Genomic DNA, 26,325 nt, shown 5'->3' on the forward strand with positions numbered 1-26,325 from the left:
TTAGTATTTTGAATTCCTCGTAAAAGGATATAGGATTAATTATTTACCACATTAGTCGGCTTACCGTTTAAAAAAGCTTCTAAATTTTCAAGAGCCGTATTCATCAATCTATTTCTAGACTCTTTTGAAGCCCAGGCGATGTGAGGGGTTATGATACAATTATTGGCTTTTAATAATGGATTGTCTTTATCAATAGGCTCTTTGGATACTACATCCAGTGCGGCACCTGCTAATTTTCCATTGTCCAAAGCCTCCTTCAAATCTTGCTCCACGATCAATTGTCCGCGAGAGGTATTTATAATCATGGCTCCATCCTTCATTTTGGAAATATTGGAAGCATTTATAATACCTTCGGTTTCCGGAGTAAGTGGACAATGTAAACTTATTACATCCGATTTGGCCAATAGTTCCTCCAAATCAACTTGTTTACAAGTGTTGCTCTCCAGTTCAGGTTTCCTTCTACTCCCTGAAGTCAATATATTCATACCAAATGCCTGGGCCAGTTTGGCGGTAGCTTGTCCAATTCTCCCAAAACCGATAATGCCCATAGTTTTACCGTCCAATTCTATAAGGGGGTAGTTCCAAAAACAAAAATCCTTGCTATTGGACCATTCTCCCTCCTTAACGGCACGATTGTGTTCTCCAACATGATGGCACATTTCCAAAAGGAGGGCCATGGTCATCTGTGCCACGGCAGTAGTTCCATAGCCGGGCACATTGGTCACCACTATACCTAAATCATTAGCGGCATCCACATCCACTACATTGTAGCCTGTGGCCAACACCCCTATATATTTTAGTACAGGTATTTTGTCCAAAACCTCTTTGGGCAGAGGTGTCTTATTTGTAAAAATTATCCCTGCCTCGCCTATGGCATCTATAATCTTATCGTTGTCATATTCAGTTCGATCATAGATGGTAAGTTCACCAAATTTATTAAGTCTCTCCCAGCTAAGATCTCCAGGGTTTAATGTGTATCCGTCTAGAATAACAATTTTCATATTTTATTCTCTTATTAATATATATGGGTAAATATTACTTCACAAAAATGGAAACATGGCATTTTTATTGGAGCTAAAGTTACTGGAGAAATTAATTTTTATTTTCCTGAAACTACCAATTTATATATAAACTATACATTTAAGTAAATAACACCAATCAACTGGTTGTTAAATATTTTATCAAATAGTTTGTTTTTTGTAAACCACAAGCGCATTTACTGCAACGCCTACCACTTGTCTTATAAAACATGCAACCAAAGACCTAGGGAGATTCAAGTGTTGGCAGCACTAACTTTTATCTATATTTAGCCATATTTAGGCTTTCTCAATCCAATAAACCTGCCAAAGACCATTTTGTGTTTCCTACAAATATAAAATATATCCCAAGGGTTTACTAGCCTATATTTTATCGAATTCAGATTAAATATTGACTTTCCCGTTTTATAATCGATATTGCCTATAAACGTTGCCCTATTTTATAATTTCTAATATTTCAATTGGAAGAGGACAATACAAGACTTATTTTCTATAAAATAATTCATTCCTGCTCCAAAAGGCATCAGTTTTTAATCTATTTCTATCATTTACGGGGAAAAGGATAATTTTTTTAATCTGTTTTTATGATATTAGAGGAATATTCACAGCCTTATTACCAACCTAAATTAGAGTTAAGCCATGAAAAAGCTAGTCTTATACATGTTTTTGGCAGTATTGCCACTATATGCCAACGGTCAGGCCCTTAGTTATAAGACCATAGACAATGTATATTATTACGATTCCCAAGCAGTCGAACCGACTACTTATATGAAAGAAAAAAATCTTTTGGACATCTATTATCCGGAAGGGGATCATAAAGTACCAGTGGTTATCTGGTTTCATGGTGGAGGTCTAACGGCTGGTCAAAAAGAAATTCCATCTGCATTAAAGGATAAAGGATTTTGTGTAGTTGGAGTAGGGTATAGACTTTCTCCAAATATAAAGGCCGAAACCTGTATTGCCGATGCTACTGCAGCCATTGCTTGGGTGTTTAAGAACATTGATCGTTATAATGGCGATCCCAACCAAATATTTGTCTCGGGACATTCAGCAGGAGGCTATTTGGCCTTAATGGCCGTTTTGGACAAAAGCTGGCTCCAAAAATATAATTTGGATTCCGATCTAGTCGCAGGTCTAGTGCCTTTTAGTGGACATACCATTACCCATTTTACGATAAGAAAGGAACAGGGTATCCCTGGGGAACAACCAATTGTTGATAGGTTGGCTCCCTTGTACCATGTTAGAAAAAATGCCCCACCTACCTTATTGATTACCGGGGACAGGGAAAAAGAGATGTTGGGACGTTATGAGGAAAATGCTTATTTCTATAGGATGATGAAAGTTGCTGGACATCAGGATATTACCCTATACGAAATGGACGGTTATGGACATAACATGACCCACCCGGCATTTCCCTTATTGGTTGATTTTGTAAAATCCAAATCGAAAGTGGAGTAGTAAGACTTAATATTTAAAAAATGGATATGATTTTTAACGTGCCAATATTTTGTACATTATTCCCTTGTATTTATAAGTCAAAAAAATAACCTGGAGCCAATCAATATATAATGAAAATCGTAATAGCCCCTGATTCTTTTAAGGAATGTTTATCAGCGCAGGAAGTGGCCAGCAATATAGCTATAGCCATACGAAAGATAGCCCCTACGGCAGAAATCTTCGAAATTCCTATATCGGATGGAGGTGAAGGCGTACTTGAAGCGCTTATAAATGGGGTTGGTGGCCGTAGAATATCTGTTTCCGTACTGGATCCCCTTATGCGCCAAGTAAATGCTGAATACGGTATTTTAAAGGATGGAAAAACCGCCGTTATAGAGATGGCCAAGGCCTCCGGATTGGAATTGCTCCAAGAAGTTGAAAAGAACCCTCTAACAACTACAACCTTTGGTACGGGACAATTGATCAAGGATGCATTAAATAAGGGTTGCGATAAGATTATTATCGGTATTGGCGGAAGCGCCACCAATGATGGGGGAGTTGGAATGGTCAGGGCACTTGGAGCTAAATTCTTGGATGATAAGGGTCAAGAGATCCCCGAAGGAGGTGGAAGCCTGGATAGGTTGAAGAGCATAGATTTGTCCAATTTTGATAAAAGAATTGAAAATTGCGAGGTAATTGTGGCCTGTGATGTATCCAATCCACTTACTGGTGCCAATGGTGCCTCCATGGTTTATGGAGCCCAAAAAGGTGGTAGTTCGGAAGATTTGGAAATTTTGGATAGGAACCTTACCCACTATGCCAATAAAATTAAGGCCGCCCTTGCTATAGATGTTTCACAGATTCCCGGAGCAGGAGCAGCTGGTGGAACTGGTGCCGGATTAATGGCCTTTTTGAAGGGCACACTGGTAAATGGAATAGAATTAATTCTACAGACCATTAAAATAGAAGAATTCATAAAACAAGCTGACCTGGTCTTTACCGGTGAAGGAAAAATAGACGGGCAAACCCTACATGGCAAAACTATTTCCGGAGTTGCTGCCATGGCAAAAAAATATGAAGTACCGGTAATCGTGCTTACTGGAAAAATAGGGGAGGGAATTGAGGAAATATACAGCATTGGTGTCAGTGCGGTGTTCTCCATAGTAAGTCAACCTATGGAGTTAAAGGCGGCTATAGAACAGGCTCCTGTATTAATTCAGGACTGTACTAAAAATGTAATGGCCACCATAATGTGTTTTAATAGCGATTAATATCAACGGATTTATAATAGAGATATCAAAGTCCAAAAAAAAAATCAAATAAACTAAATAGAAAATCAATTATGCCGAATCCATGGACGGGGAAAGGAAACCCCTACACTAAACAAGAAGTTAGAGACAGATTACAAGCAGTAGTAAATCAAAAAAAAGCCATTATTGCGGCCGGAGCCGGTACTGGGATCAGTGCTAAATTTATAGAAAAAGGTGGGGCGGATTTGATCATCATCTACAACTCGGGCAGGTTCAGAATGTCCGGACATGGTTCAACAGCAGGTATGATGGCCTATGGGGATGCCAACGCCGTAGCTATGGAAATTGGGGAATTCGAGGTTTTGCCCGTGGTAGAGGAAATTCCTGTTATCTGTGGTGTGCACGGAAGTGACCCAAGAAGAAGGATGTGGCATTTTTTGGGAAAAGTAAAGGATATGGGATTCTCCGGGGTCAATAATTTTCCAACACATTCCATTATTGATGGTCATTTTAGAAATGTTCTAGAAGAAACGGGAATGAGTTTTCAAAAAGAAGTGGATATGGTAGATCTGGCCACTAAAATGGACCTTTTTTCTATCGTATATGTTGGCAAACCGGAAGAGGCCGTAAAAATGGCCGATGTGGGTGCAGATGCCATAATTGCGCATGTAGGGACAACTGTTGGGGGATCTATTGGAGTTACCAATGCTTCTGCATCTATGGATGATGCACTGGAGCGTACCCAAAAAATTGTCGACGCCGTTAAAAAGGCAAATCCCAACGCATTTTTATTGGCCCATGGTGGACCAATAAATACCCCCGCCGACGTAAAATACGTATTGGAACATTGCAAGGGTCTGCATGGCTTTGTAGGGGCATCGTCTTTGGAAAGAATGGGGATAGAACAGTCATTGACCAATCTGACCAAGGAATTCAAAGCATTGACCCTATAGTTTGTCTATGGAAAGGAACTGGAAATTCGTCAAGGAAAAAGACCAAATGTTCGAAACGGCCTTCGGGCGGGATCATCATTGGCATTATCATCCCGAAATTATAAAACAGGCCGACTCCTATATGGTGAAGGTGGTTATGCCGGAAGGCGGTGGACATAATTTTCATGTTCACCCCGAAATGCATGAAATTCTTTACGTACTCAAAGGTACTGCGGAACAATGGATAGAAGATGAAATGCAGCTACTGGAGGCGGGCGACTCCGTTTATATAGGTGCCAATGTAGCACACGGTACTTTTAATGCCGGACAAGGGGAATTGGAGTTTTTGGCGATCCTATCCCCTCCGGAAGGATGGGAAGCGGGTACTGTGGATGTAAGTGAAAGTGCCCCTTATTCGGAATATCGTCCTCGAATATAATGATCTAAAATATTGCCTTCTTCTTAAAGTTATTTCAATTACGCTTGGCTGTAGTTATTTATAATATAAAATTTAGAAAATGAAAAATGTAACCGCTTACCTTTCTTTGTTATTTTGTGGAATGGTCGTTTTATCCAGCTGCTCCGGGGAAAAAGAGCCCCCCCCGCCATTGACCTATACTGGAGAGAACCCTAGGGTTCAGGATCCTTTAAGTCCAGAGGATTCCCAAAAACATATTCAGCTTCCGGAAGGCTTCAAAGTGGAGCTCTATGCCGCCGAGCCCAATATTATAAACCCAATAGCCTTCACTTGGGATGAAAGGGGCAGGCTATGGGTGGTACAGTCCCAGGATTACCCGCATGGGCTGGCCAATGATGTTGGTGGTGATAGAATTACTATCTGTGAAGATACCAACGGGGATGGCAAGGCCGATAAATTTACCGATTATGCCACCGAGCAAAATCTAACAACGGGAATTACTTTGGTAAATGGAGGGGCTATTGTGTCGCAAGCTCCCAATATGGTTTTTTTGGAAGATACCGATGGGGACGACAAAATGGACAAGCGTACCGTTTTATTCGAAGGTTTTGGAACCTGGGACACTCATGCCGGACCATCAAATCTGCGCTATGGCGTCGATAATATGATATGGGGTTCCGTTGGGTATTCGGGTTTCGAAAATCAGTTTCAGGGCAAGCCTGTGGAATTTAAAATGGGCGTCTACAAATTTGCCAAGGATGGTTCCTATTTTGAACCTGTAGGTCAATTTAACAACAATACCTGGGGCCTTGGTTTTAACGAGAATTTTGAAATATTTGGTTCTACGGCCAACAACAACCATTGTTGTTATGTTGGTATTCCCCTAAACCACTACGATTATTTAAATAAACTGCCTTCCTGGGCTGTCAATGCCGATTTTATCCAAGGACACTATGAAATTACTCCTGTAGATACCATTCCGTTGCAACAGGTAGATGTTCGTGGAGGTTATACCGCAGCTGCCGGGGCCAATTTCTATACCGCGCGAAACTATCCAGAGGCCTACCAAAATCAAATGTATGTATGCGAACCTACCGGACATTTGGTGCATATTGCAAAAATTGTCAAGGATGGGGCAGGGTATAAGGAGGTCGACGGTGGAAATATCTTTGCGAGTACCGATGCTTGGACTGCACCAGTTTTCGCAGAAACCGGACCAGATGGAAATTTATGGGTCGCAGATTGGTACAACCCCGTAATTCAGCATAATCCGGACAAACGCGGGATGGACAATCAAATTTGGAACGCGGATAAGGGAGAAGGCAACGCCCATTTAAATAAACTGCGCGATTATGGCCATGGTAGGATATACGTAATTACCCATGAGGACGCTGATGACTCGGATATCACTTCCTTGGATCCCGAGGATGATAAAGCACTTTTGGAGGCCCTCGGAAGTGATAATATGTTCTGGCGCACCACCGCGCAGCGCCTGATAGTGGAGAACAAGAAGGTGTCATTAATTCCGGGCTTGATCAATATGGCCGGGAACAATGATATTGATTATAGCGGTCTCAATGCCAGTGCCTTGCACGCACTGTGGACTTTAAAAGGCCTGGGAGCACTTAACGATTCCAATACGGCCGCCAACGAAGTGGTCAAAAAAGCATTGGCAAGTAGCTCCTATGGAGTAAAACGGGCCGCACTCGCTTTATTGCCTGCAACAAAAGAAAGTAGTGAAGTCTTGGCGCAATCCGGCCTATTGAGCAGTACAGATCTACATATGAGGCTTGCTGCAGTATTGCGCGCAGGGGAATTACCGGAATCCAGCGCATTATATCTAGAAATAGAAAAATTGTCCAAGGACGATGCCAGCACTTCTGACAAATGGCTCAATGCCGCCATAAAAATTTATTTCAGAGAATTGAACTTTCAAGAAGTAGACCCTTCAACCGTAGTTATGGTAATACCCTCGGCAGAAGAAAAAAAAACCACTTGGAATTACACTACTGACAAACCTGCCGATAACTGGACTAAATTGGAATTCGATGACTCCGATTGGAAAAAGGGTGCTGCCAAGTTTGGAGGCGATAAAATGAAACAGGTGAACACCCCATGGAGCAGTTCGGATATTTGGATGCGTCAAGAAGTGGTTGTTTCTGATGAAATTACTGAACCTGTTATCAAAATAGCCCATGATGACGACTATGAAATATATGTCAATGGCCAGCTTTTGATGTCGGAAACCGGATCCAGTGAAGTTTATAAGTACATAAAACTGGACAAGGAGAAAGGCGAATTGTTCAAAAAAGGCAAGAATCTAATCGCCGTTCACTGTGTTAATACCGGAGGAAATCAGCACATTGATATGGGCATAGGTAAGGTGGGTAGAATAAAGGCCGATGTAACCTTTATACTCAATACCGTAAACCAAGAAATGGCTTATGATAAAAAGACACTTCACGCCACGGCTGGGCAGACCGTGGAAATAGTATTGAACAATAAGGATCAAATGTCCCATAATTTGGTGGTCATTCAACCAGGAAGTGTGGAAACTTTCGGGGCCATGGTAGATGGATTTCTAAAGAATCCTGAAGCCGAAAAAATGGGATATGTTCCAAAATCGAGATATGTGCTGGGGGCAACGGATATGTTGACACCGGGAGTTACGGGGTCTGTAGTGTTTAAACTTCCAGATACTCCGGGTATTTATCCATACGTCTGCACTTTTCCAGGGCATTGGCGAATGATGCAGGGGGTAATTATAGTAACTGCTCCTGGATCATACATTTCCGAGGATAAGGAAGCTCTGAAAATCTCGGCCATGGGCGGTGGTGGATCCCATGACTTCCTTAAATTTTTTGGCGTTGCGGATGGTAAAATCCTTAGTAATGGCGGGAAGAACACAGTGATCTACACAGAAAATTCAATGGAATTGGGAACCTTGCTTCCAACTACCGATGTGCTATTATTAAGTAACAACAAACCTTTGGACAAAAATACCCGAAATGCTATTATATCCCGTGTAAACTCAGGGGATATGAATATGCTTATCTACCATCCAAGTACTTGGTACAATTGGGAGGACTGGCCGGAATACAATAAAACCCTGGTTGGGGGAGGATCCAGGTCCCATGAAGATCTACAGGAATTTGAAGTAAGGGTTCTTAAGCCAGATCATCCCATAATGAAAGGCGTTCCCTCCAAATTCAGAATCGTGGACGAATTGTACCGATGGGAAAAGGACCCTGAAGCGGAAATAGAGGTTCTAGCGGTAAGTAGGGGCCTAAAATCCGGAGAAGAATATCCCACCGTATGGATCGTAAAACATCCAAAAGTGAAAATTGTCGGGAATACTTTAGGGCACGATGAAAGGGCACATGGACACAAGGCCTACCAAGCCATTTTAAAAAACAGTCTGGATTGGGTAGAAAAATAATGTAGCGTAATATAGTCATTCGGACATAATCAGTGACTGAAGTAGGGGTCAAGAGTATGGAAGAATATTTTAGGTAAAATTCATTATACAGTGGAATTAAATCAATATCCGATTTTAATTACAATCTTAAATAAGAACTCTTATTTTTACGGAAATACAATTTAGTCCTACATAATGAATTTAACCATAGAAAATATAGTCTTAGTCGGTTCAATACTACTTTTTATAAGTATCGTTGTAGGTAAGACTTCCTATAAATTTGGGGTGCCCACCCTGTTGCTCTTTTTGGCCATAGGAATGTTGGCTGGTTCAGATGGCATTGGGGGAATACGTTTTGACGACCCCAAAATTGCCCAATTTATTGGAATCGTATCCCTTAATTTTATTTTGTTCTCCGGGGGATTGGATACCAACTGGGAAGCAGTCAAGCCCATTATCAAGGAAGGCCTGGTACTTTCTACCTTGGGTGTTTTATTGACTGCCCTTACCTTAGGTACCTTTGTTTGGTTTATTACCGACTTCACCGTTTACGAAAGTATGCTACTGGGTTCCATTGTATCCTCCACGGACGCCGCTGCCGTTTTTTCCATTTTGCGATCCAAAAGTCTGGCCTTAAAAACCAATCTTAGACCAACCTTGGAATTGGAAAGTGGTAGTAACGACCCAATGGCCTATGTATTGACCCTTGCTTTCTTGACCCTGGTAATTCATCAGGACCAAAGCATTTTTTCCATCATACCGTTATTTTTACAACAAATGATTTTGGGTGGAGCTGCAGGTTTCGGTTTTGGAAAACTGAGTAAATATATTATCAATAATATTAAACTCGACTTTGAAGGCCTTTATCCCGTATTGGCAATAGCTCTAATGTTTATTACATTTTCTGCAACCGACTTTGTTGGTGGTAATGGATTTCTGGCCATCTACATATGTGCTGTATATCTTGGCAATCAGGATTTGATACACAAGAAAACCATTCTAAAAATGTTCGATGGTCTGGCTTGGTTAATGCAAATTGTACTCTTCCTAACCCTAGGCTTGCTGGTATTTCCTTCACAAATTATTCCGTATATAGGAATAGGTTTACTTATTTCGTTATTCCTCATTATAGTCGCCAGACCTCTCAGTGTATTTCTAAGTCTGATCTTTTTCAAAATGCGAATGAAAAGGCGATTTTATATTTCATGGGTCGGTTTACGTGGAGCAGTGCCAATCGTATTTGCTACTTACCCACTTTTAGCGGGAATAGACAAGGCGAATATGATTTTTAATATTGTATTCTTTATCTCGGTAACCTCTATTCTAATTCAAGGAACCACACTCTCCATTGTAGCTAAATGGTTAGGCGTTGCCATCCCTGAAAAAGCAAAGAAATTAACAACAACAGATCTGTTATTTTCTGAAAATCCCAAGACTATTATGAGAGAAATTGCTGTAGGCGCTGATTGCTATGCGGCAAACAAAAAGATTGTTGATTTGGGTTTCCCTAAGAATGCGATAATTGCCATGATTAAAAGAGGGGACAAGTATATTACCCCAAACGGATCCACGGAAATTGAAAGTGATGATACCTTGATTGTTCTTGCTGACCAACAAAGAATTATAGACGAAGTTTATAAAACATTGAGGATAGAATAGCCTAAATTTTTTATTTTCTTTCATGCTCCCCTGATGGTCCGTTTTGTTACAATCAACAGCATAACAAGATAAGCTGTACTCAGCTATTCGATTCCAGAATATTTTTAGTTTTTACTCTGTGCTAAATAGCTAGTACTATTCCTTTTTTTCCAATAAAGGATTGGGGTAATTATCGGATTGATCTTCAATGGTTTCATCCAAACAAACAAAATCTTTTTCCAACAGTAGAAAAAGTTCCTTGCCTTTTCCCATGGCAATGGTATGTTTAAATCCAACACGATCGCTATTGGCCCAGACCATTTTATCCTTTTCAGGCAGGTACATGATGATGGTATCGTTTTTAAAATCAGCTTCCAGATGGGAAATATTTTCCCTGCTCCGCAATTCATATCGAAAGATATGGTGCTTAAACTCTGTCTGCTCCTCATAAAATCCCACTTTACAAAAGGCTTCAACCTCTGTCTTGGTAAGTCTATAGCGTACTGAGTTTCCTTTTATTCTTATTTTCATACTTAATTTGAGTTAAAAACTACTTCCCATTCATAGATTGTGTCGCTTTCCCTTAGTTGTGAAGTCATTACAACCCATGAAAAATCCGGAATTGGACAAAAATTATTCCTCAGTAGCCATTAATTCCCTGCTATCCGTTTTATAGTTAATGGTTACCCTGGTACCCTTTCCAGGAATGGAGTTAATAAAAAGACGTCCGTTGATATAGTTCATTCTCTCTTTCATAAAGAAAAGTCCCATTCCTCCTTCGCTGGTATTTTTGGGAACCTTTCCCAAGATAGAATCGTCAAAACCCTTGCCATCATCATCGATGACTACACTTAAAACATTGTCATTAAAGTTAATGGTTACCAAAATAAAATTGGCCTCGGAATACTTTATGGCATTATTTACCGCTTCCTGTACAACGCGATAAATATTGGTTTCCGCCAAGGAATTAAAACGAATGTTCTCTTCGGTCTTATTTTCGAAGAGTATATTTTTACCGGTAAGTTTGGAGAGTTCATGGGTCATTTTGTGAAGTGCGGGAAATATTCCATGATCACTAAGTTCTGGAGGGGTCAGGTTAAAGGTGGCAGTGCGCACTCCTTTGATCAAATCACTGGCAAGGCTTTTAATGTATTCTATTTTTTCGGCAGTTTTTTCCTTATTGCTAAGATTGATCGATTCTATATTAAATTTCAAAGCGGTCAACATTTGTCCAATGCCATCGTGGATATCCTTGGCAATTCTTTTGCGCTCCTCTTCCTGACCTTCAACAATCTGGCTGGCCTGCAACTGCTTTTGCCTCATGGTCTCTTCGTAATTGGCTTGGGTCAACTGTGCTACTTTTAGCTCATTCTGTTTGCGTTCCGTTATATTGGAACACAATATTAGAATGGATTGTTGGGCACTGGATTGGTGCATTGGGATAATGGACATATCCAACCAGAGCGAATCCCCTTTGGCAGTCTTGATCTTTATCTCTTCGGTCCTGATATTTTTCCTATTGCTTTTTAATACTTCCGCCAGATATTGTTGTTGCCCTTCATCCGTTGTCAATATTTCGTATAACGGCCTATTTAAATCTTGATCGTTACGCCCTAAAAGTTCATTGAATTTTTTACTGATAAAAACAACATTTCCATCTTGCTTGGTGCTTGCGAAAAGGGCGGCATTATCTATCACAAAATTAAGCTCCTGTAGTTCCTGTAAGGATTTTTCCTTTTCTTGGAAGAGTTTTTTAATCTCCTTGGTGCTTTCATCCGATTTTTTGTGCGCGACAATTAAATTCTTGATCGTGTTTCTAATTTGTAGTGAAAGAGGTTTAAAGATGAAAAATATCTCCAAAATCAATATGAGGAGCGATATGGCCAATAATAGATATTCCTTAAATTTTAAATTCTGTAAATGTGTTTTACTAAGGACATCATACTTATTGACGATGGTGTCCATCATCTTCAAAAAAGTACGCTCATTTTCTAAAAGAATATCAACATACAATTGGTGGGGAATTGATTTCCCTGTATCCTTAAAATCGGCCAAGATATTTTCCACGGCAGCTACCATTGCATTGTAATGCGGGTTTATTTTCTGGAAAAGCTCTTGGACTTCCTCATTCTCCTCCTCTGAAATACCCATGGCCACATCACTGTGTTGTAACGCTTGATGGGATTCTTTCCAAACGGCTAGGGTTTCCCTTAATTCTGCAAATATTTGATTTCGCTGTTCGGGATCGGACAATTCCTTTAATAGCAATACTTCCTTAGTCAATTTTTGACTATAGGCCCTTTGTCTGCCCGCAACATTGATCACTTTTGAATCGTCCAGTTGGGAATTTAAATGATGTTGAATCAAGATTTGGGCCACAATGATACTTAAGGCAATAGCGGCCAATGCAAACAAATACCACTTCCGGATCCTTTGAAAGGTGGTAGTATCCAGGGGTGCATGGTATTTATCGTCGTTCATTTCCCAAAAGTGTTGCTCAAATTTAGACCCTATCCCTTAAGTGCTTTACCTATCAACTCTAGCGATTCCTTTGATAAGGGTAGTTTTAAGGCCGCATCATGACCTTTTTTGGACATTTTTCGCCATGTTTTTTGAAGAATATCAATTAGTTTTTCCTCCGGATATTTATGTGAAAATGGCTCAAAATAGAATTCAAGGAATACTAGGCAAATTACATCTTCCAAAGTCTGTGTCTCTGCATTTTTTTTAAGTTGCTTCTTTTCCAATAAAAAAGCTACCTTATCTATCATTTCTTGATCATAGCCCACTTCCCTGAGAATGGCACCGGCCTTCTCTGCATGAAATTTTTTCAGGTCCTGCCTCCATTTTAAATAGCCCGTCCTGTTCATTTCATAGGATTCCCTTGGAATCTCCCATCTGCGGATATGCTGACACCTGGACGTAAGCTGTAAAGATTCCGGTGCCTCGGGATCAAATGTTCTTAACTTCTCTGTCATTCTCATGGCATACAACAACTCCTTGGGATACTCCTTGCCCTGCCATACTTCTACATTAGGGTCATTGGCATTTGCTACATCAAATAGGCGAAAGGCACTTTTCAATTTTTCTGAGGCCATAATTCACTTTGGTTTTTTCCAAAGCTATTCAGAAAAACCAATATAAACAAAGTCGTTCTCTATTTTAACCGGATATGTTGCTATGCTATTCAAATCCCCATTAAGATGCATTCCCGTTTTTAGGGAAAAGGAGTTTTTATGTAGCGGACAGGCTACCTTGGGTTCACCTTGATCTTCTCCTATCATTCCCCGTGAAAGGACCATTTCCATTTTATGGGGGCATAAATTCTGGCAGGCATACCACGTCCCTTCCCTTGTAAAATTAAAAACTGCAATTTGCATTCCCTTATATTTTACACAAGCACCCCCGTTTTCTGGAAATTTTTGTACAGGGGCCGCCTTAAACCAAAGACTCACTTTTTCTGTCTCCACTGCTTCGTAAGTGTTTAAAATTGAAATCATCTGTCTATATTTTTAAAGGTCGTAATGCTGGTTGACCCATTATTGAACATATTTTAAATTGGTTATAAAAATTTGGATCCAACCATATAACTAGACCCACGCCTTAGGCATTTTTTGTTCCCTTAAGGAAACAAATTCAATGGTGTCGTCAGTGTCTTCGGCATTCACAAAATGAGTATACCTTGCCCTTATTTCTGGATTTTCTACAGCCTCTTTCCACTCACATTTATAGGTATCTACCAAATACTGCATTTCGCTGTCCAACTGATCCGCAATACCTAGGCAATCATTAATGACAACATCTTTCACATAATCTATACCCCCGTCAAGTTTATCCAACCAAGCAGCTGTTCGGGTTAGGGGGGGAGCAGTCTGTATATAGTACATTAAAAATCGGTCTACATATTTGGTAGCTGTTATCTTGTCTACCTTTTCAGCAAGCAATTGTGCATGCTGTGGATTGGCCCCGCCATTTCCACATATATATACATTCCAACCACCTTCAACGGCTATAAAACCGAAATCCTTATTCCTGGCCTCTGCACATTCCCTAATACATCCGGAAACACCACCCTTAATTTTATGCGGGGAACGTATGCCCTTATAGCGGTTCTCTATATCGATGGCAAATGTCACACTTTCATCCATCCCATATCTACACCATGTAGAACCTACACAACTTTTAACGGTCCGTAGCGATTTACCATAAGCTTGACCCGTTTCAAAACCTTCCGCAATTAATTCCTCCCATATAAGTGGTAGTTCGTGCAATTGTGCCCCGAACATGTCAATACGCTGTCCACCTGTAATTTTAGTATACAAATCATATTTTTGCGCTATTTTACCAATGGCCAAAAGCTGTTTTGGGGTAATTTCTCCGGCTGCGACCCTAGGTACTACCGAATAGGTCCCGTTCCTTTGAATATTGGCCAAATATCGATCGTTCGTGTCCTGTATGGTTGCCTGCCTATTGGCTGTTTCATTGTAAATACTGGCGAAAATAGAGGCCACTGCGGGCTTACAAACTTCACATCCATGTCCTTTTCCAACCTCGTCCAACAGCGAATTGTAGTCCTCAATTTTTCTAAGTTTTACAATATCGTACAGTTCCTGTCTGGAATATTCAAAATGCTCGCAAATGGACTCCTTAATTACTTTTCCTAAGGATTTAAGGGTTTCCTTTACCAAATCGTCGACCATTGGTTTGCACCCTCCACAACCAGTTGTTGCCTTGGTAGCTTTGGAAATTGCTTTTACGCTTTCGTTGCCATCATCTTTTACAGAGCAACATATTTGTCCTTTGGTAACTGCTTCACAGGAACATATCACAGCCGTATCCGGTAGGTCCATAGCACTGCCAAATGACATATCCTGACCACCGCGACTTCCTAAAATAAGATTTTCAGGATTTTTGGGCAATGGCATTTCGTTAAGATACATCTGCAAGAGCATATTGTAATCTTGGGCATCACCTACCAAGATTCCGCCCAGAAGCCGTTTGCCATCATGGCTTACATTGATCCTTTTATAAAGACTCTCCGTTTTGTTTTCAAAAATAATAGAGTGCCCTTTTTCCGCCGGCATAAAGGGAATCCCAAAACTGGCAACGTCCACCCCTATAAGTTTAAGTTTGGTAGACATATCTATCTCTGCTGCCATAACAGTCTCCTCCATACCCAGAATCTGATCTACCGCAACACCCGCCATTTCATATCCGGGAGCAACCAGACCATAGATCATTTGGTTGTAAAGGGCTATTTCCCCAATAGCGAAAATATTGGGATCTGAAGTTCTCATTTTATTATCCACTACTATGCCTCCTCTGGTACCCATTTTAAGGCCGCAACTTTTTCCCAATTCGTCCCTAGGCCTTATTCCTGCCGAAATCACCAACATATCTACATTCAGGACATCGTCTTCCCCAAATTCCATCCCTATGACATGACCATTACCTAAAATCTGATTTGTAGCTTTGCTCAAATGAATATTGATTCCCATAGATTCCAACTTCACCTGTAGTACCTTACTACTTCTAGTATCCAACTGTCTAGGCATTAATTTAGGGGCAAATTCCACAACATGTGGCTCCATACCCATATCCATCACGGCCTTGGCCGCCTCAAGACCTAATAGTCCACCCCCCAAGATGGCCGCCTTTGGTTTTTCTACAGTTTTCTTTATTTTGTCGGCATAGGCCAAGGTATCTTCCAAGTCCTCTATAGTCCTATACACGAACACTCCTTCCTTATCTACTCCATTTATTTGAGGCACAAACGGACTGGAGCCGGTTGCCAACACCAAATAATCATAATTAAAGGTCTTTTCGCTAAGAGTGGTTATTGTTTTTGAATTTCTATGAATATCCGTTACCCTCTCATTGATATAAAGTTCAATGTTATTTTCCTGGTACCATTCTCTGGGAGCCATGGATAAACGTTCCGCATCACCATTTTCAAAATACTCACTTAAATGTACCCTATCATAGGCAACTCTTGGTTCTTCTCCAAAAACAATCAGTTTAAAGGAGGCTTGGTCTACTTTGGACACAAATTTCTCACAGAATTTGTATCCAACCATTCCATTTCCAACTACAATTACGGTCTTCATACGTATACTATTAAATGTTACGTAGCAATATTACGTATAATTACGTAATTAATATATGTTTTTATGAAAATAAATACGTATTTTTGTTGCGAAATTCTTAATTGCATATCTAAAAAAGTAGAAATCATGAGCATATCCAAAGACCCAAAAGTTAGTTTAGTAGGTGCTGGTCCGGGAAGTAGCGACCTTATTACCATAAGAGGATACAGAACATTGGAGGATGCCGATGTAATCTTATATGATGCTCTAATAAGCACGGATTTGCTACAGGATCTAAATCCGGATATCCCCAAAGTCTACGTAGGGAAAAGATGTGGGGAGCATTCCCTTACCCAAGAAGATATTAATAAATTAATCGTGGAAAAAGCCTTTAACTACGGACATGTTGTGCGTTTAAAGGGTGGGGATCCTTTTGTATTCGGTAGGGCCAGTGAAGAATTGGAATACGTTGAATCTTTCGGAATACCGGTTACGGTCGTTCCAGGGGTAACCAGTGCGATAGCCGTTCCGGCTAGTCAAGGAATCCCGGTAACCAGACGGGGAATTAGCAGTAGTTTCTGGGTGATGACAGCCACAAAACGCGATGGTTCCTTTTCCGAAGATCTGGAACTGGCAGCCAAGTCATCGGCCACAATGGTCATATTAATGGGCGTACGTAGATTTTTGGAAATTGCTGGTGAAATTGTTCAACATAGAAATGGACTAACCCCATTTGCAATTATACAAAATGGAACCATTAAAAATGAAACTTGTATAACAGGACTTCTAAAAGATGCTGGCTCACTTGTTGAGCAAATAGATATTACACAACCCGGAATAATAGTGGTTGGGGAAGTAGTAACCGAACATCCGTCCTTTTTTGAAGAGGAAATTCAACGGGCACTTTACTATTAGGTACCCACCTAATACAACACATTTACAATATTGCAATAGGACTACCTGATTAATTGCAATTTCATAATCGCAGGCTTAATATTTTCCCACCTTCATAAAAACACTACTTATTTTCGGTATTACATAAAAATAATAAGTAATAATACGTAGAAATACGTATTTTTGAATTGTTAAACGAAACAACTAATCCTATAAACAATTCAGTTATGAAAGAATTTGTCTCTGCTAAAGCTACTAAATTAGAACTTTTAAACTTGAGGAGTGTACCAATACGTACGTTTTGGATTACCTCCATCGCCTTTTTCATTTGTTTCTTTGCCTGGTTCGGAATTGTTCCTTTTATGCCCGACGTGGTCAAAGACTTGGGATTGACACCTACCCAAAAGTGGAACTCCATAATATTGGCGGTTTCAGGAACAGTATTCGCCAGATTGTTAATCGGCAAGTTATGTGACAAGTATGGTCCTAGACTGTGTTATACTTATTTATTGATACTCGGATCCATCCCTGTTATACTTCTAGGTTTTGTACAAACACCGCTTCAATTTCTAATTTGTAGGTTGTTCATTGGTTTTATAGGTGCTTCGTTCGTAATAACCCAATTCCATACTTCCATAATGTTTGCTCCAAATATAGTGGGTACAGCAAATGCCACTTCCGCTGGCTGGGGTAACCTTGGAGGAGGGGCCAACCGATTGGGAATGCCATTGATCGCAGCAGGAGTTGTTAGTTTTGGAATTGCCGATGAAGTAGCCTGGAGATATTCCATGGTCATTGCCGGTGTTATTTGCTTTGCTATGGGACTTATATATTACTTCTTTACCAAAGATACCCCCGAAGGCAATTTCAAGGAACTTAAGGAAGAAGGTAAAATGCCTAATTTAAAGAAAGATGAAGTATCCTTCTTGAGTACCTTAAAAGATTACAGGGTCTGGATCTTGTTTTTAGTTTATGCGGCTTGTTTTGGAATAGAATTAACAGTGTATGGTACTATGGACGATTATCTTCAAAATAGATTTGGTCTGGATCGTTCTACCGCAGGAAATTTAGTATTGTCGTTTGCCCTTATGAATATTTTTGCCAGAACTTTAGGTGGCTATTTCGGAGACCTGTTCGGTAAGTTCCGTGGCCTGCGCGGCAGGGTAGTTTTTCTTGCGCTGATCTTGGCTACGGAAGGACTAATGCTTTCCATCTTTTCCGTGACCACTAGTCTGGTATTTGGTATGATATTTTTGATCGCTTTTAGTCTCACCGTTCAAATGGCGGAAGGTGCCACTTTCTCTGTTGTGCCATTTATTAATAAAAAAGCCATAGGATCCATTTCCGGTATTGTTGGGGCAGGAGGAAACGTAGGGGCCTTTATGGCTGCCATGTTATTAAAATCCAAATCGGCCGTGGCCGAGAGTGCTGCCATTGCCGCCAACAGCGAATTAGGAGAGCAGGCTATAAAGGCCGCCCAGACGACTGCGGCAGCTTCGGCAGTATCCAGTGGATTTTTTGTCATAGGAGGATTTATAGTAATTGCAGCCCTTCTATCCCTTGCCATTAGGTTTGCAACTGCCGAGGAAATGGCTGTTATAGATGAAACCAAGGCCGAACTTTTATTATCAGGAGTCGATAAATAGGGGAAGAAATAAACTGCTGTGCCCATTTTGGCACTTTTATCCAAACATACCAAGCTACTGAAATTGAAATCGGAATACGGAATGGATAATTGCAATTATTTTATTCCGTAATTCTGATCAAAATATGAAATAAGCCATAATAATTTTTCACATGAACCTGTGCGATTAATGGCAAATTACTCCTTATGTTTACAGGTTATACTCCTAAAAAATAAATACCTATCAACAGATGAAAAGAATATATTTTTTATTTATCGTTACAGTCCTCTATGGATCAATTGCCAATGCACAGTTTACATTGGATGGAGAATTTAGACCTCGTACCGAATTACGTCACGGTTTTGGCAGTCTAATTACCGATGATGCAGATGCCGGTTTTGGTGTTTCAACCCGTTTGCGTTTAAATGCGGGCTACACTATAGATGCCTACACATTTTATGTAAGCCTTCAAGATGTTATTGTATGGGGCGAAAATAGGCAGCTTCTACCGGATGATGAGAATAATTCCTTCGCTGTCTTTGAAGCCTGGGCAGATATAAATTTTGGAAGTAATTTTTCAGCCAAATTGGGAAGACAGACCTTGGATTACGACGATGAACGCATATTGGGCAGTGTTGGTTGGACACAACAGGCACGTAATCATGACGCCGCTATTTTAAAATACGCCAAAGAGCGTTTTCAGTTGGATCTGGGATTGGCCTACAGCCAGGATTATGATAATCCCAGTGGCTTTCAATCAGTTGGCACGGCTTATAACACTACTGGGTTCTTCTCTTATAAAACCATGCAATACCTTTATTTGAAGGAGAATTGGAAAAACTTAAGCGTGAGCCTATTACTGTTGAACAATGGCTTCCAGAATTTTGAAGTTGATGGTACAACGCCTGACGGTATAAGTAATTTACAGACCCTAGGCACACATTTAGATTATAAAAAAGGAAGTTTTGGGGCTGCTTTGAACGCTTTTCTTCAAACCGGGGAAAGACAAGGTGCAGTTGATGTAGGAGGTGCTTATTTGTTGGGACTTGATTTCAACTATAATGCTTCTGCAAAAATAAGTCTTGTCGCCGGTATGGAAATCATTAGTGGTAATGATGCCGGTACCACTGATAAAACAGAGGCCTTTTTCCCCCTTTATGGTACCAATCATAAATTCAATGGATTTATGGATTATTTCTACGTAGGCAATCACGCCAATTCCGTTGGATTATTGGATGTTCATGTGAGTGCCAATTTCAAGCTTGGGGAGAAATCAAGTTTAATGGTCAAGGCACTTAACTTTAGTGGAGAGCAAGAATTGCCTAGCAGGGAAAAATCGTTGGGGACCGAATTGGATCTTGTGTTCTCACAGGCATTCAATGGTTATTCCCTTCAGTTGGGTTATTCCCAAATGTTTGCCAATGATGGTATGTACGAATTAAAAGGCATTACTGAAGATGCTTCGGCCAGTAGCCAAAACTGGGCTTGGGCCATGCTGGTCATCAAACCCAAATTTTTGAATACTTCCAAATAATCCAGTTATCATTGGAGTTTTGTTTATAAAACGTGGCAAAATAATAAAACTCTAGGTCAAACGATATTACAATCAAGGTCAATTATCATAATTTTAGTATCTATTTTCACCGTATGAATACTTAGTTTTAATTTTATCCTATATTTGTTTGGAAAGAATAGACTATTGTGGATAAAACAACGCGTATTGTATTGGCCGATGACCATTCTCTGGTAAGGGATGGTATTAGAGCCTTATTGGAAGAAGATGATAATTATGTGGTGATCGGTGAGGTCTCCAATGGCAAGGAGGCCGTTCAAATGGTATTGGATAAAAAACCCGATCTCTTGATCATTGATATCCGAATGCCCGAAATGAATGGTATAGAGGCCGTTGAAGAACTCAAAAAACATTCTTCAACAACCAAATCTATTATACTTTCCATGCACGATTCCGAAGAATACATCCTTAAATCGGTAAATGCTGGAGCTAGTGGTTATCTCTTGAAGGATACCGGAAAAACTGAATTTCTTAAGGCTATTTCTACCGTTGAACAAGGTGGAAAATATTTTAGTGGTGATATTTCCAATGTTTTGGTAAACAATCTGTTGAGTCAGGGACAGACAAAGCCGGAAAGCAAGCATCCCTCAAAAAATGGAAATAACTCCTTTGGGATTACAAGCAAGGAATTGCAAATCCTGGAACTCGTCCTTTCAGGGCTTACCAATAAACAAATTTCTGAAAAACTTCAAAAAAGCAAACGTACCATTGAAACACATCGCTTTAATCTAATGCGAAAAATGGGCGTAAATAACCTTATGGACCTGGCCAGAAAGGCACAGGAATATAAACTGATTTAACTTGTCATATTTGGTTTTTTATTGATTTACAGCGGTTTATCATGTTTTAGATCCATGGTATATTCTGTAATATCCAATGAAAAAGCAATTTTATTGTCTTTTCGTCAATAATCCGCCCAACTATTATCAATAAATTACTACGTATTTATACTTAATTTGGTAATTTTAGATCATATTTAATTGGTTTCTTTTAATACAAGGATTTTATGCAGAAAAAGAACGAACATAAGACTATTTGCTCCTACTGTGGGGTGGGGTGTGGCATTGTGGTGGAACAGGACTCCAAGGGCAATATTAGTGTTGAAGGAGATCAAGATTATCCTGTAAACAAAGGTATGCTTTGTTCCAAAGGGAAGAATCTTAACTATGTGGCCCAGGATGTAAGTGACCGGATCTTATATCCGGAAATGAGATGGAGCAGAAATCACCCTTTACAAAAAGTTTCGTGGGATACGGCCTTTGATAGAGCCGTTGCCGTATTCAAAAGCATTATCGAAAAGCATGGTCCGGACAGTGTAGGGTTCTATGTTTCTGGCCAGTGCCTTACTGAAGAATATTATTTGGTTAATAAATTGACCAAAGGTTTTATAGGCACCAATAATATTGATACCAATTCCAGGCTCTGCATGAGTTCTGCCGTTGTGGGTTATAAAAAAATGTTGGGAGAGGATTCCGTGCCCATTTCTTATGATGACATAGAGTTATCAGATTGTTTCCTTATCGCCGGGGCAAATCCTGCCTGGTGTCACCCCATCCTGTTTAGAAGAATAGAAAATCACAAGGAGAACAATCCGGATGTAAAAATAATAGTAGTAGACCCTAGGAAAACACAGACCTGTGCTGCGGCAGATCTTCATTTACAAATATTACCGGGAACGGATGTTATTCTATTTAATGCCATAGCCCGCTGGTTGATAGAAAAGAAAAAAACGGATAGAAACTTCATTAAAAAGCATACGGTAAATTTTGATGCGGTTAAAGAGAGTGCCTTTCAACTTTCAATGAAAAAAGCAGCCGAACTTTGTGGAATTCCTGTAGAGGACATCAAGAAGGCGGCAATGTATATAGGCAATGCCAATGCTTTTATAAGTATGTGGACCATGGGCCTAAACCAAAGTGTCATTGGTGTTTCCAAAAATGTCGCATTAATGAACCTGTCACTGCTTACTGGACAAATCGGGAAGCCCGGTGCAGGACCATTTTCGCTTACCGGACAACCCAACGCCATGGGGGGTAGGGAAGTAGGTGGTATGGCCAGCTTGCTTGCGGCCCATAGGGAATTGGGCAATCCCAAACACCGCAAGGAAGTATCTGATTTTTGGGGTGGAAAAGAAATAAAATCCGAACCTGGCTATACCGCCACAGAGATGTTCGACGCATTGGAAAATGGCAAAATGAAGGCGGTGTGGATTATCTGTACCAATCCAATAGTGAGCATGCCCAATGTACATAAAGCGGAAAAGGCATTAAAAAATGCCAACTTTGTGGTCGTTCAGGATATTTCACATAATTCCGAGACAACTAAATTTGCTGACCTCTTATTACCGGCTGCAGGCTGGCTGGAAAAGGAAGGGACTATGACCAATTCAGAAAGGCGCATTAGTTACCTTCCCAAAGTAATTGATGCGCCGGGAGAGGCTTTACCGGACGCAGAAATATTATGGAAGTTTGCACAAAAAATGGGGTATCATGGATTTGACTATAAAAATGCCAGTGAAGTATATGACGAACACTGCCTTTTAACAAAAGGTACCGAAATAGATATATCCGGTTTATCCTATGATCGACTAAAGAACGAAGGCAGCTTTCAATGGCCGGTACCCCACGCTACACATATGGGTACACCCAGACTGTTTACGGACTATCAATTCTTTACCAATGATAAGAAATCGCACTTCAACGCCCCCCAATCACTTTACAATAAATCGGAAATAACAACACCTGAATATCCCTTAATTCTCAATACAGGTAGGGTAAGGGACCAATGGCATACCCGCACCAAAACCGGAAAGGTAAAACGTCTGCTTACCCATATTCCAGATCCGTATTTGGAAATGAACAAAGTGGATGCCTATTTGAGAAAATTAAAGGATGGGGATATAGCGGTGATAAAAAGTAGGAGAGGAACAGTACAGGTTAAAGTTAAGGTGAGTTTTGACATTCGTGAAAAGGTAGTCTTTCTCCCTATGCATTGGGGCAAAGTGCTGAATAATGATTTTGGCAGGGCAAATAACTTGACCAATGACCTAATTGATCCAGTATCCAAGGAGCCTGATTTTAAGTATTGTGCCGTAGAAGTGGCAAAGTATGTAAAACCCAAACAGAAGATTGTGATTATAGGAGCTGGAGCTGCGGCCTATAGATTTATCCAGACCTATAGGGAAAAAAATGAAACAGATCAACTCCACGTTTTCTCCAAGGAAAAAGATCCTTTTTACAATAGGGTATTACTCCCTGAATATGTAAGTGAGGAACTCTCATGGGAAGCTCTCGAAAAACTAAAAAAAGGAGAACTTGAAAAATTGGATATTACACTACATCAAGGTTTAGGAGTAACTCAAATAGATAGGAAAAATAAAACCGTGCTGGACGACAACGGTTTTGAACACGCCTACGATATACTTGTAATGGCAACAGGGAGTAGGGCCTTTGTTCCTAGTGAGGTACAAATAAACATGCCAGGTCGTTTTACTATGAGAGAACGCGGGGATGCCGATAAATTACGTAAATATTTGGAAGATACCGGCCTGCCCTCAGAAGAACAACATGTGGTAATCGTTGGAGGTGGACTTCTGGGACTGGAGCTGGCGGCAGCGCTTAAGAACAGAAATGTAAATATCAGTATCATTCAACGTGCCCCTAGATTAATGGAAAGACAGTTGGATAGAATTGCGAGTCGACTGTTGGCCGAGGATGTGAGTGATAGGGGAATTAAGGTTTATTATGATAATGAGGTAAGTACCGTATTCGAGGAAAGGGATGACAAGAACTCCCTTTCAATTACCTTAAAAACGGGAAGGACGGTTAAATGCAATGCCATCGTTTATGCCATTGGTACCCGTCCCAATATTGAGTTGGCAAAGCATTCAGATCTTAAGACAGGGAGGGGAGTGGTAGTCAATGAATATTTGCAGACCAGCGATCCCAATATCTTTGCGCTTGGGGAGATTGCCGAATTTAGAAATGCCCTTTTTGGCATAACGTCGGCCGCCGAGCAACAGGCCGATACCGCTGCAAAATATATCATGGGCGATTTTAGCAGTATCTATAATGGATCTATCCTTATGAACATTTTAAAGTTCGAAAATCTGGACCTCTGTAGTCTGGGTATGGTAAATGCCCCCTTGGATGACAACAGTTATGAGGAAATTATCCTAATGGATGTCACAAAGAAATACTACAAAAAATGTATCGTAAAAGACGATACCCTAAAAGGTGCCATCCTTATGGGGGACAAAAACGAGTTCGCCGAATTTAAAAGATTAATTGAGGAAGAAATTGAACTATCCGAAAAGCGGAACGAGCTACTTAGAGGGCAATCAAATTCTGTTCCTTTGAAAGGAAAATTGGTATGCTCATGCAGTCAGGTAGGAGAAGGCAATCTAATTGAAACAATTAATGGGGGATGTGAAGACTTCTCAAAACTGTGCTCAGAAACTGGAGCGGGGCTTGGCTGTGGAAGTTGTAAACCCGAAATACAGGATATTTTGCGAAAAGAATTACAAACAGTTACCTCATAAAATATATCGTTATGAATGATGATTTACACCGAATATTGATCAAGGGAGGAGTAACTTCTCCAGGGGAATTAAAGGATATCATTGCCATGTTGGAAGCTGGCGGGCTGAAAGAGGTATTTTTTGGATCGCGGCAAGATTTGTTGTTCCCATTGCAAAATGCCAAAGAGGAACAATTGGAACAAATATCAAAATTCAACACCGATATCGTTAGCGAAAGAAGTTACCAAAATATAGTAACTTCATATGTGTCCGCCGATATTTTTGATATGACCAACTGGCTCAAAGGGTCCACTTATCTGTATATTTTGGAAGGTTTTGATTATCTGCCCAAATTAAAAATAAACATCACCGACCCCAAGCAACGCTTGGTACCTATTTTTAATGGCAACCTTAACTTTATTGCTTCGGATAGTGAGGATTATTGGTACCTGAACATTAAACTTCCGCACTGGACGAAATCCGTGTACTACCCTGTCTTAATTTATAGTTGGGACATCCATACCGTGGCCAAGGCTATTGAGGAAATATATCAGGACGTAGCGGATATAGACGAACTATTTTTTATTCTCAATAAAAAATTGGATACCAATAATAGAACCATGGAACGGGAGCTGGTGGTTCCCTATATTAAATTTCCTTATTACGAAGGAATGAATAGAATGGGGCTGGATCAATACTGGTTGGGACTTTATTGGCGAAACAATAGATACGATCTTGATTTTCTAAAAAAATTATGTGGCTTTTGTCTGGACAACAGCATTGGGAAAATATGCATCACGCCGTGGAAGTCATTTATTATAAAAGGAATTAAAAGTTCCAGCAGGCCCGAACTGGAACGCTTTCTAGGACAAAAAGGAATCAATATTCGTCACTCCCAATTGGAAATGAACTGGCACCTACCGGTAGATGATATGGAGGCACTGGAATTGAAAAAATTCTTGGTGCTAAGTTTTGATCAGAACGATATCAGCACCTATGGACTGACCTTTGGCATAAGCAATGAAACGGGGAAGAGAACACATTTCTCATCTGTAATAATTGAAAAGAACACCCAACCCACTATTGTAAAGGATTTTGCCGTAAGGCCAACTTACAACGTTTTGCATTTTAAAAATTTCGATCCCAATACACAAGAATATCAAGTTTACGCCCAAGATGTAGATAAGATAGAGTTACCAGGTCTGTTAATGGAACTGAGTAAACATTATTTTGATCAATTGGGAAGGGCCGTCGCCAAAAAAGAAACCCCCAAGAATGCAAATGTTGATATTTTGAAAGAAGTTTATCAATGTAGCTCTTGTTTCACAGTTTATGACGAAACCTACGGTGATGCAAAATCGCAGGTCGCTGTTGGAACTTCATTTGCAGACCTTAGTGAGGATTACTGCTGTCCGGTTTGTTCTGCCCCCAAATCAGGATTTGAAAAAATGAAACTACAAATATTGTAATGCCTCCAAAGCCATCATATGTGAGTTGA

The 26,325-nt window shown here is 40.2% G+C and carries 18 protein-coding genes; 12 read left to right on the forward strand and 6 right to left on the reverse strand.

Features of this window, described 5'->3' with window-relative positions; translation table 11 throughout:
* Positions 1 to 35 precede the first annotated feature (35 nt).
* A complete protein-coding gene (locus LV92_RS08555) occupies positions 36 to 1,001 on the reverse strand; it encodes a D-2-hydroxyacid dehydrogenase (protein WP_111623232.1) in 966 nt (321 codons plus the stop codon).
* A 675-nt stretch (positions 1,002 to 1,676) separates the two neighbouring features.
* Here LV92_RS08555 and LV92_RS08560 point away from each other — a divergent pair.
* The 6 genes from LV92_RS08560 to LV92_RS08585 all read left to right on the forward strand — a co-directional run bounded on the left by LV92_RS08560 (position 1,677) and on the right by LV92_RS08585 (position 10,151).
* Positions 1,677 to 2,495: an alpha/beta hydrolase gene (locus tag LV92_RS08560; RefSeq protein WP_111623233.1), complete on the forward strand. Its 819-nt coding sequence runs from the start codon at positions 1,677 to 1,679 to the stop codon at positions 2,493 to 2,495.
* 110 nt (positions 2,496 to 2,605) lie between these two features.
* A complete protein-coding gene (locus LV92_RS08565; protein WP_111623234.1) occupies positions 2,606 to 3,745 on the forward strand; it encodes a glycerate kinase in 1,140 nt (379 codons plus the stop codon).
* A 71-nt stretch (positions 3,746 to 3,816) separates the two neighbouring features.
* Entirely contained in the window at positions 3,817 to 4,677 is an 861-nt protein-coding gene (locus LV92_RS08570; RefSeq protein ID WP_111623235.1) for a phosphoenolpyruvate hydrolase family protein, read from the forward strand.
* Between the two features lie 7 nt (positions 4,678 to 4,684).
* Positions 4,685 to 5,095 (forward strand): cupin domain-containing protein, encoded by a 411-nt coding sequence (locus tag LV92_RS08575; RefSeq protein ID WP_111623236.1) that lies wholly within the window; start codon positions 4,685 to 4,687, stop codon positions 5,093 to 5,095.
* Positions 5,096 to 5,174: 79 nt separating this feature from the next.
* Complete coding sequence (locus LV92_RS08580; RefSeq protein ID WP_111623237.1) at positions 5,175 to 8,513, forward strand: PVC-type heme-binding CxxCH protein; 3,339 nt, start codon at positions 5,175 to 5,177, stop codon at positions 8,511 to 8,513.
* 174 nt (positions 8,514 to 8,687) lie between these two features.
* A complete protein-coding gene (locus LV92_RS08585; RefSeq protein ID WP_111623238.1) occupies positions 8,688 to 10,151 on the forward strand; it encodes a potassium/proton antiporter in 1,464 nt (487 codons plus the stop codon).
* 135 nt (positions 10,152 to 10,286) lie between these two features.
* Here the strand turns inward: LV92_RS08585 and LV92_RS08590 are convergent, their stop codons facing one another.
* The 5 genes from LV92_RS08590 to nirB form a co-directional block, all read right to left on the reverse strand.
* Complete coding sequence (locus tag LV92_RS08590) at positions 10,287 to 10,661, reverse strand: DUF7009 family protein (protein WP_111623239.1); 375 nt, start codon at positions 10,659 to 10,661, stop codon at positions 10,287 to 10,289.
* 102 nt (positions 10,662 to 10,763) lie between these two features.
* Positions 10,764 to 12,611 carry a sensor histidine kinase gene (locus tag LV92_RS08595; RefSeq protein WP_111623240.1) on the reverse strand — a complete coding sequence of 616 codons (1,848 nt, stop codon included), beginning with the start codon at positions 12,609 to 12,611 and terminating at the stop codon, positions 10,764 to 10,766.
* 29 nt (positions 12,612 to 12,640) lie between these two features.
* A complete protein-coding gene (locus LV92_RS08600) occupies positions 12,641 to 13,228 on the reverse strand; it encodes a DUF4202 domain-containing protein (RefSeq protein WP_111623241.1) in 588 nt (195 codons plus the stop codon).
* A 24-nt stretch (positions 13,229 to 13,252) separates the two neighbouring features.
* Positions 13,253 to 13,630 carry a nitrite reductase small subunit NirD gene (gene nirD, locus LV92_RS08605; protein WP_111623242.1) on the reverse strand — a complete coding sequence of 126 codons (378 nt, stop codon included), beginning with the start codon at positions 13,628 to 13,630 and terminating at the stop codon, positions 13,253 to 13,255.
* 90 nt (positions 13,631 to 13,720) lie between these two features.
* Positions 13,721 to 16,237 (reverse strand): nitrite reductase large subunit NirB, encoded by a 2,517-nt coding sequence (gene nirB / locus LV92_RS08610; RefSeq protein ID WP_111623243.1) that lies wholly within the window; start codon positions 16,235 to 16,237, stop codon positions 13,721 to 13,723.
* Between the two features lie 126 nt (positions 16,238 to 16,363).
* Between nirB and cobA the strand changes: the two genes are divergently transcribed.
* The 6 genes from cobA to LV92_RS08640 all read left to right on the forward strand — a co-directional run bounded on the left by cobA (position 16,364) and on the right by LV92_RS08640 (position 26,296).
* Entirely contained in the window at positions 16,364 to 17,131 is a 768-nt protein-coding gene (cobA, locus tag LV92_RS08615) for a uroporphyrinogen-III C-methyltransferase (protein ID WP_111623244.1), read from the forward strand.
* Positions 17,132 to 17,337: 206 nt separating this feature from the next.
* The gene (locus LV92_RS08620) at positions 17,338 to 18,756 is read left to right on the forward strand and encodes an MFS transporter (RefSeq protein ID WP_111623245.1); all 1,419 of its coding nucleotides are present in this window, start codon (positions 17,338 to 17,340) and stop codon (positions 18,754 to 18,756) included.
* 229 nt (positions 18,757 to 18,985) lie between these two features.
* Complete coding sequence (locus tag LV92_RS08625) at positions 18,986 to 20,269, forward strand: alginate export family protein (RefSeq protein ID WP_111623246.1); 1,284 nt, start codon at positions 18,986 to 18,988, stop codon at positions 20,267 to 20,269.
* 167 nt (positions 20,270 to 20,436) lie between these two features.
* The gene (locus LV92_RS08630; protein ID WP_111623247.1) at positions 20,437 to 21,108 is read left to right on the forward strand and encodes a response regulator transcription factor; all 672 of its coding nucleotides are present in this window, start codon (positions 20,437 to 20,439) and stop codon (positions 21,106 to 21,108) included.
* A 206-nt stretch (positions 21,109 to 21,314) separates the two neighbouring features.
* Positions 21,315 to 24,848, forward strand: a complete 3,534-nt coding sequence (locus tag LV92_RS08635) for a nitrate reductase (protein ID WP_111623248.1) — start codon at positions 21,315 to 21,317, stop codon at positions 24,846 to 24,848.
* Between the two features lie 11 nt (positions 24,849 to 24,859).
* Positions 24,860 to 26,296 (forward strand): rubredoxin, encoded by a 1,437-nt coding sequence (locus tag LV92_RS08640; RefSeq protein ID WP_111623249.1) that lies wholly within the window; start codon positions 24,860 to 24,862, stop codon positions 26,294 to 26,296.
* Positions 26,297 to 26,325: the final 29 nt, after the last annotated feature.

It is taken from the genome of Arenibacter echinorum (genome assembly GCF_003259375.1).
GTDB classification, from domain to species: Bacteria; Bacteroidota; Bacteroidia; order Flavobacteriales; family Flavobacteriaceae; genus Arenibacter; species Arenibacter echinorum.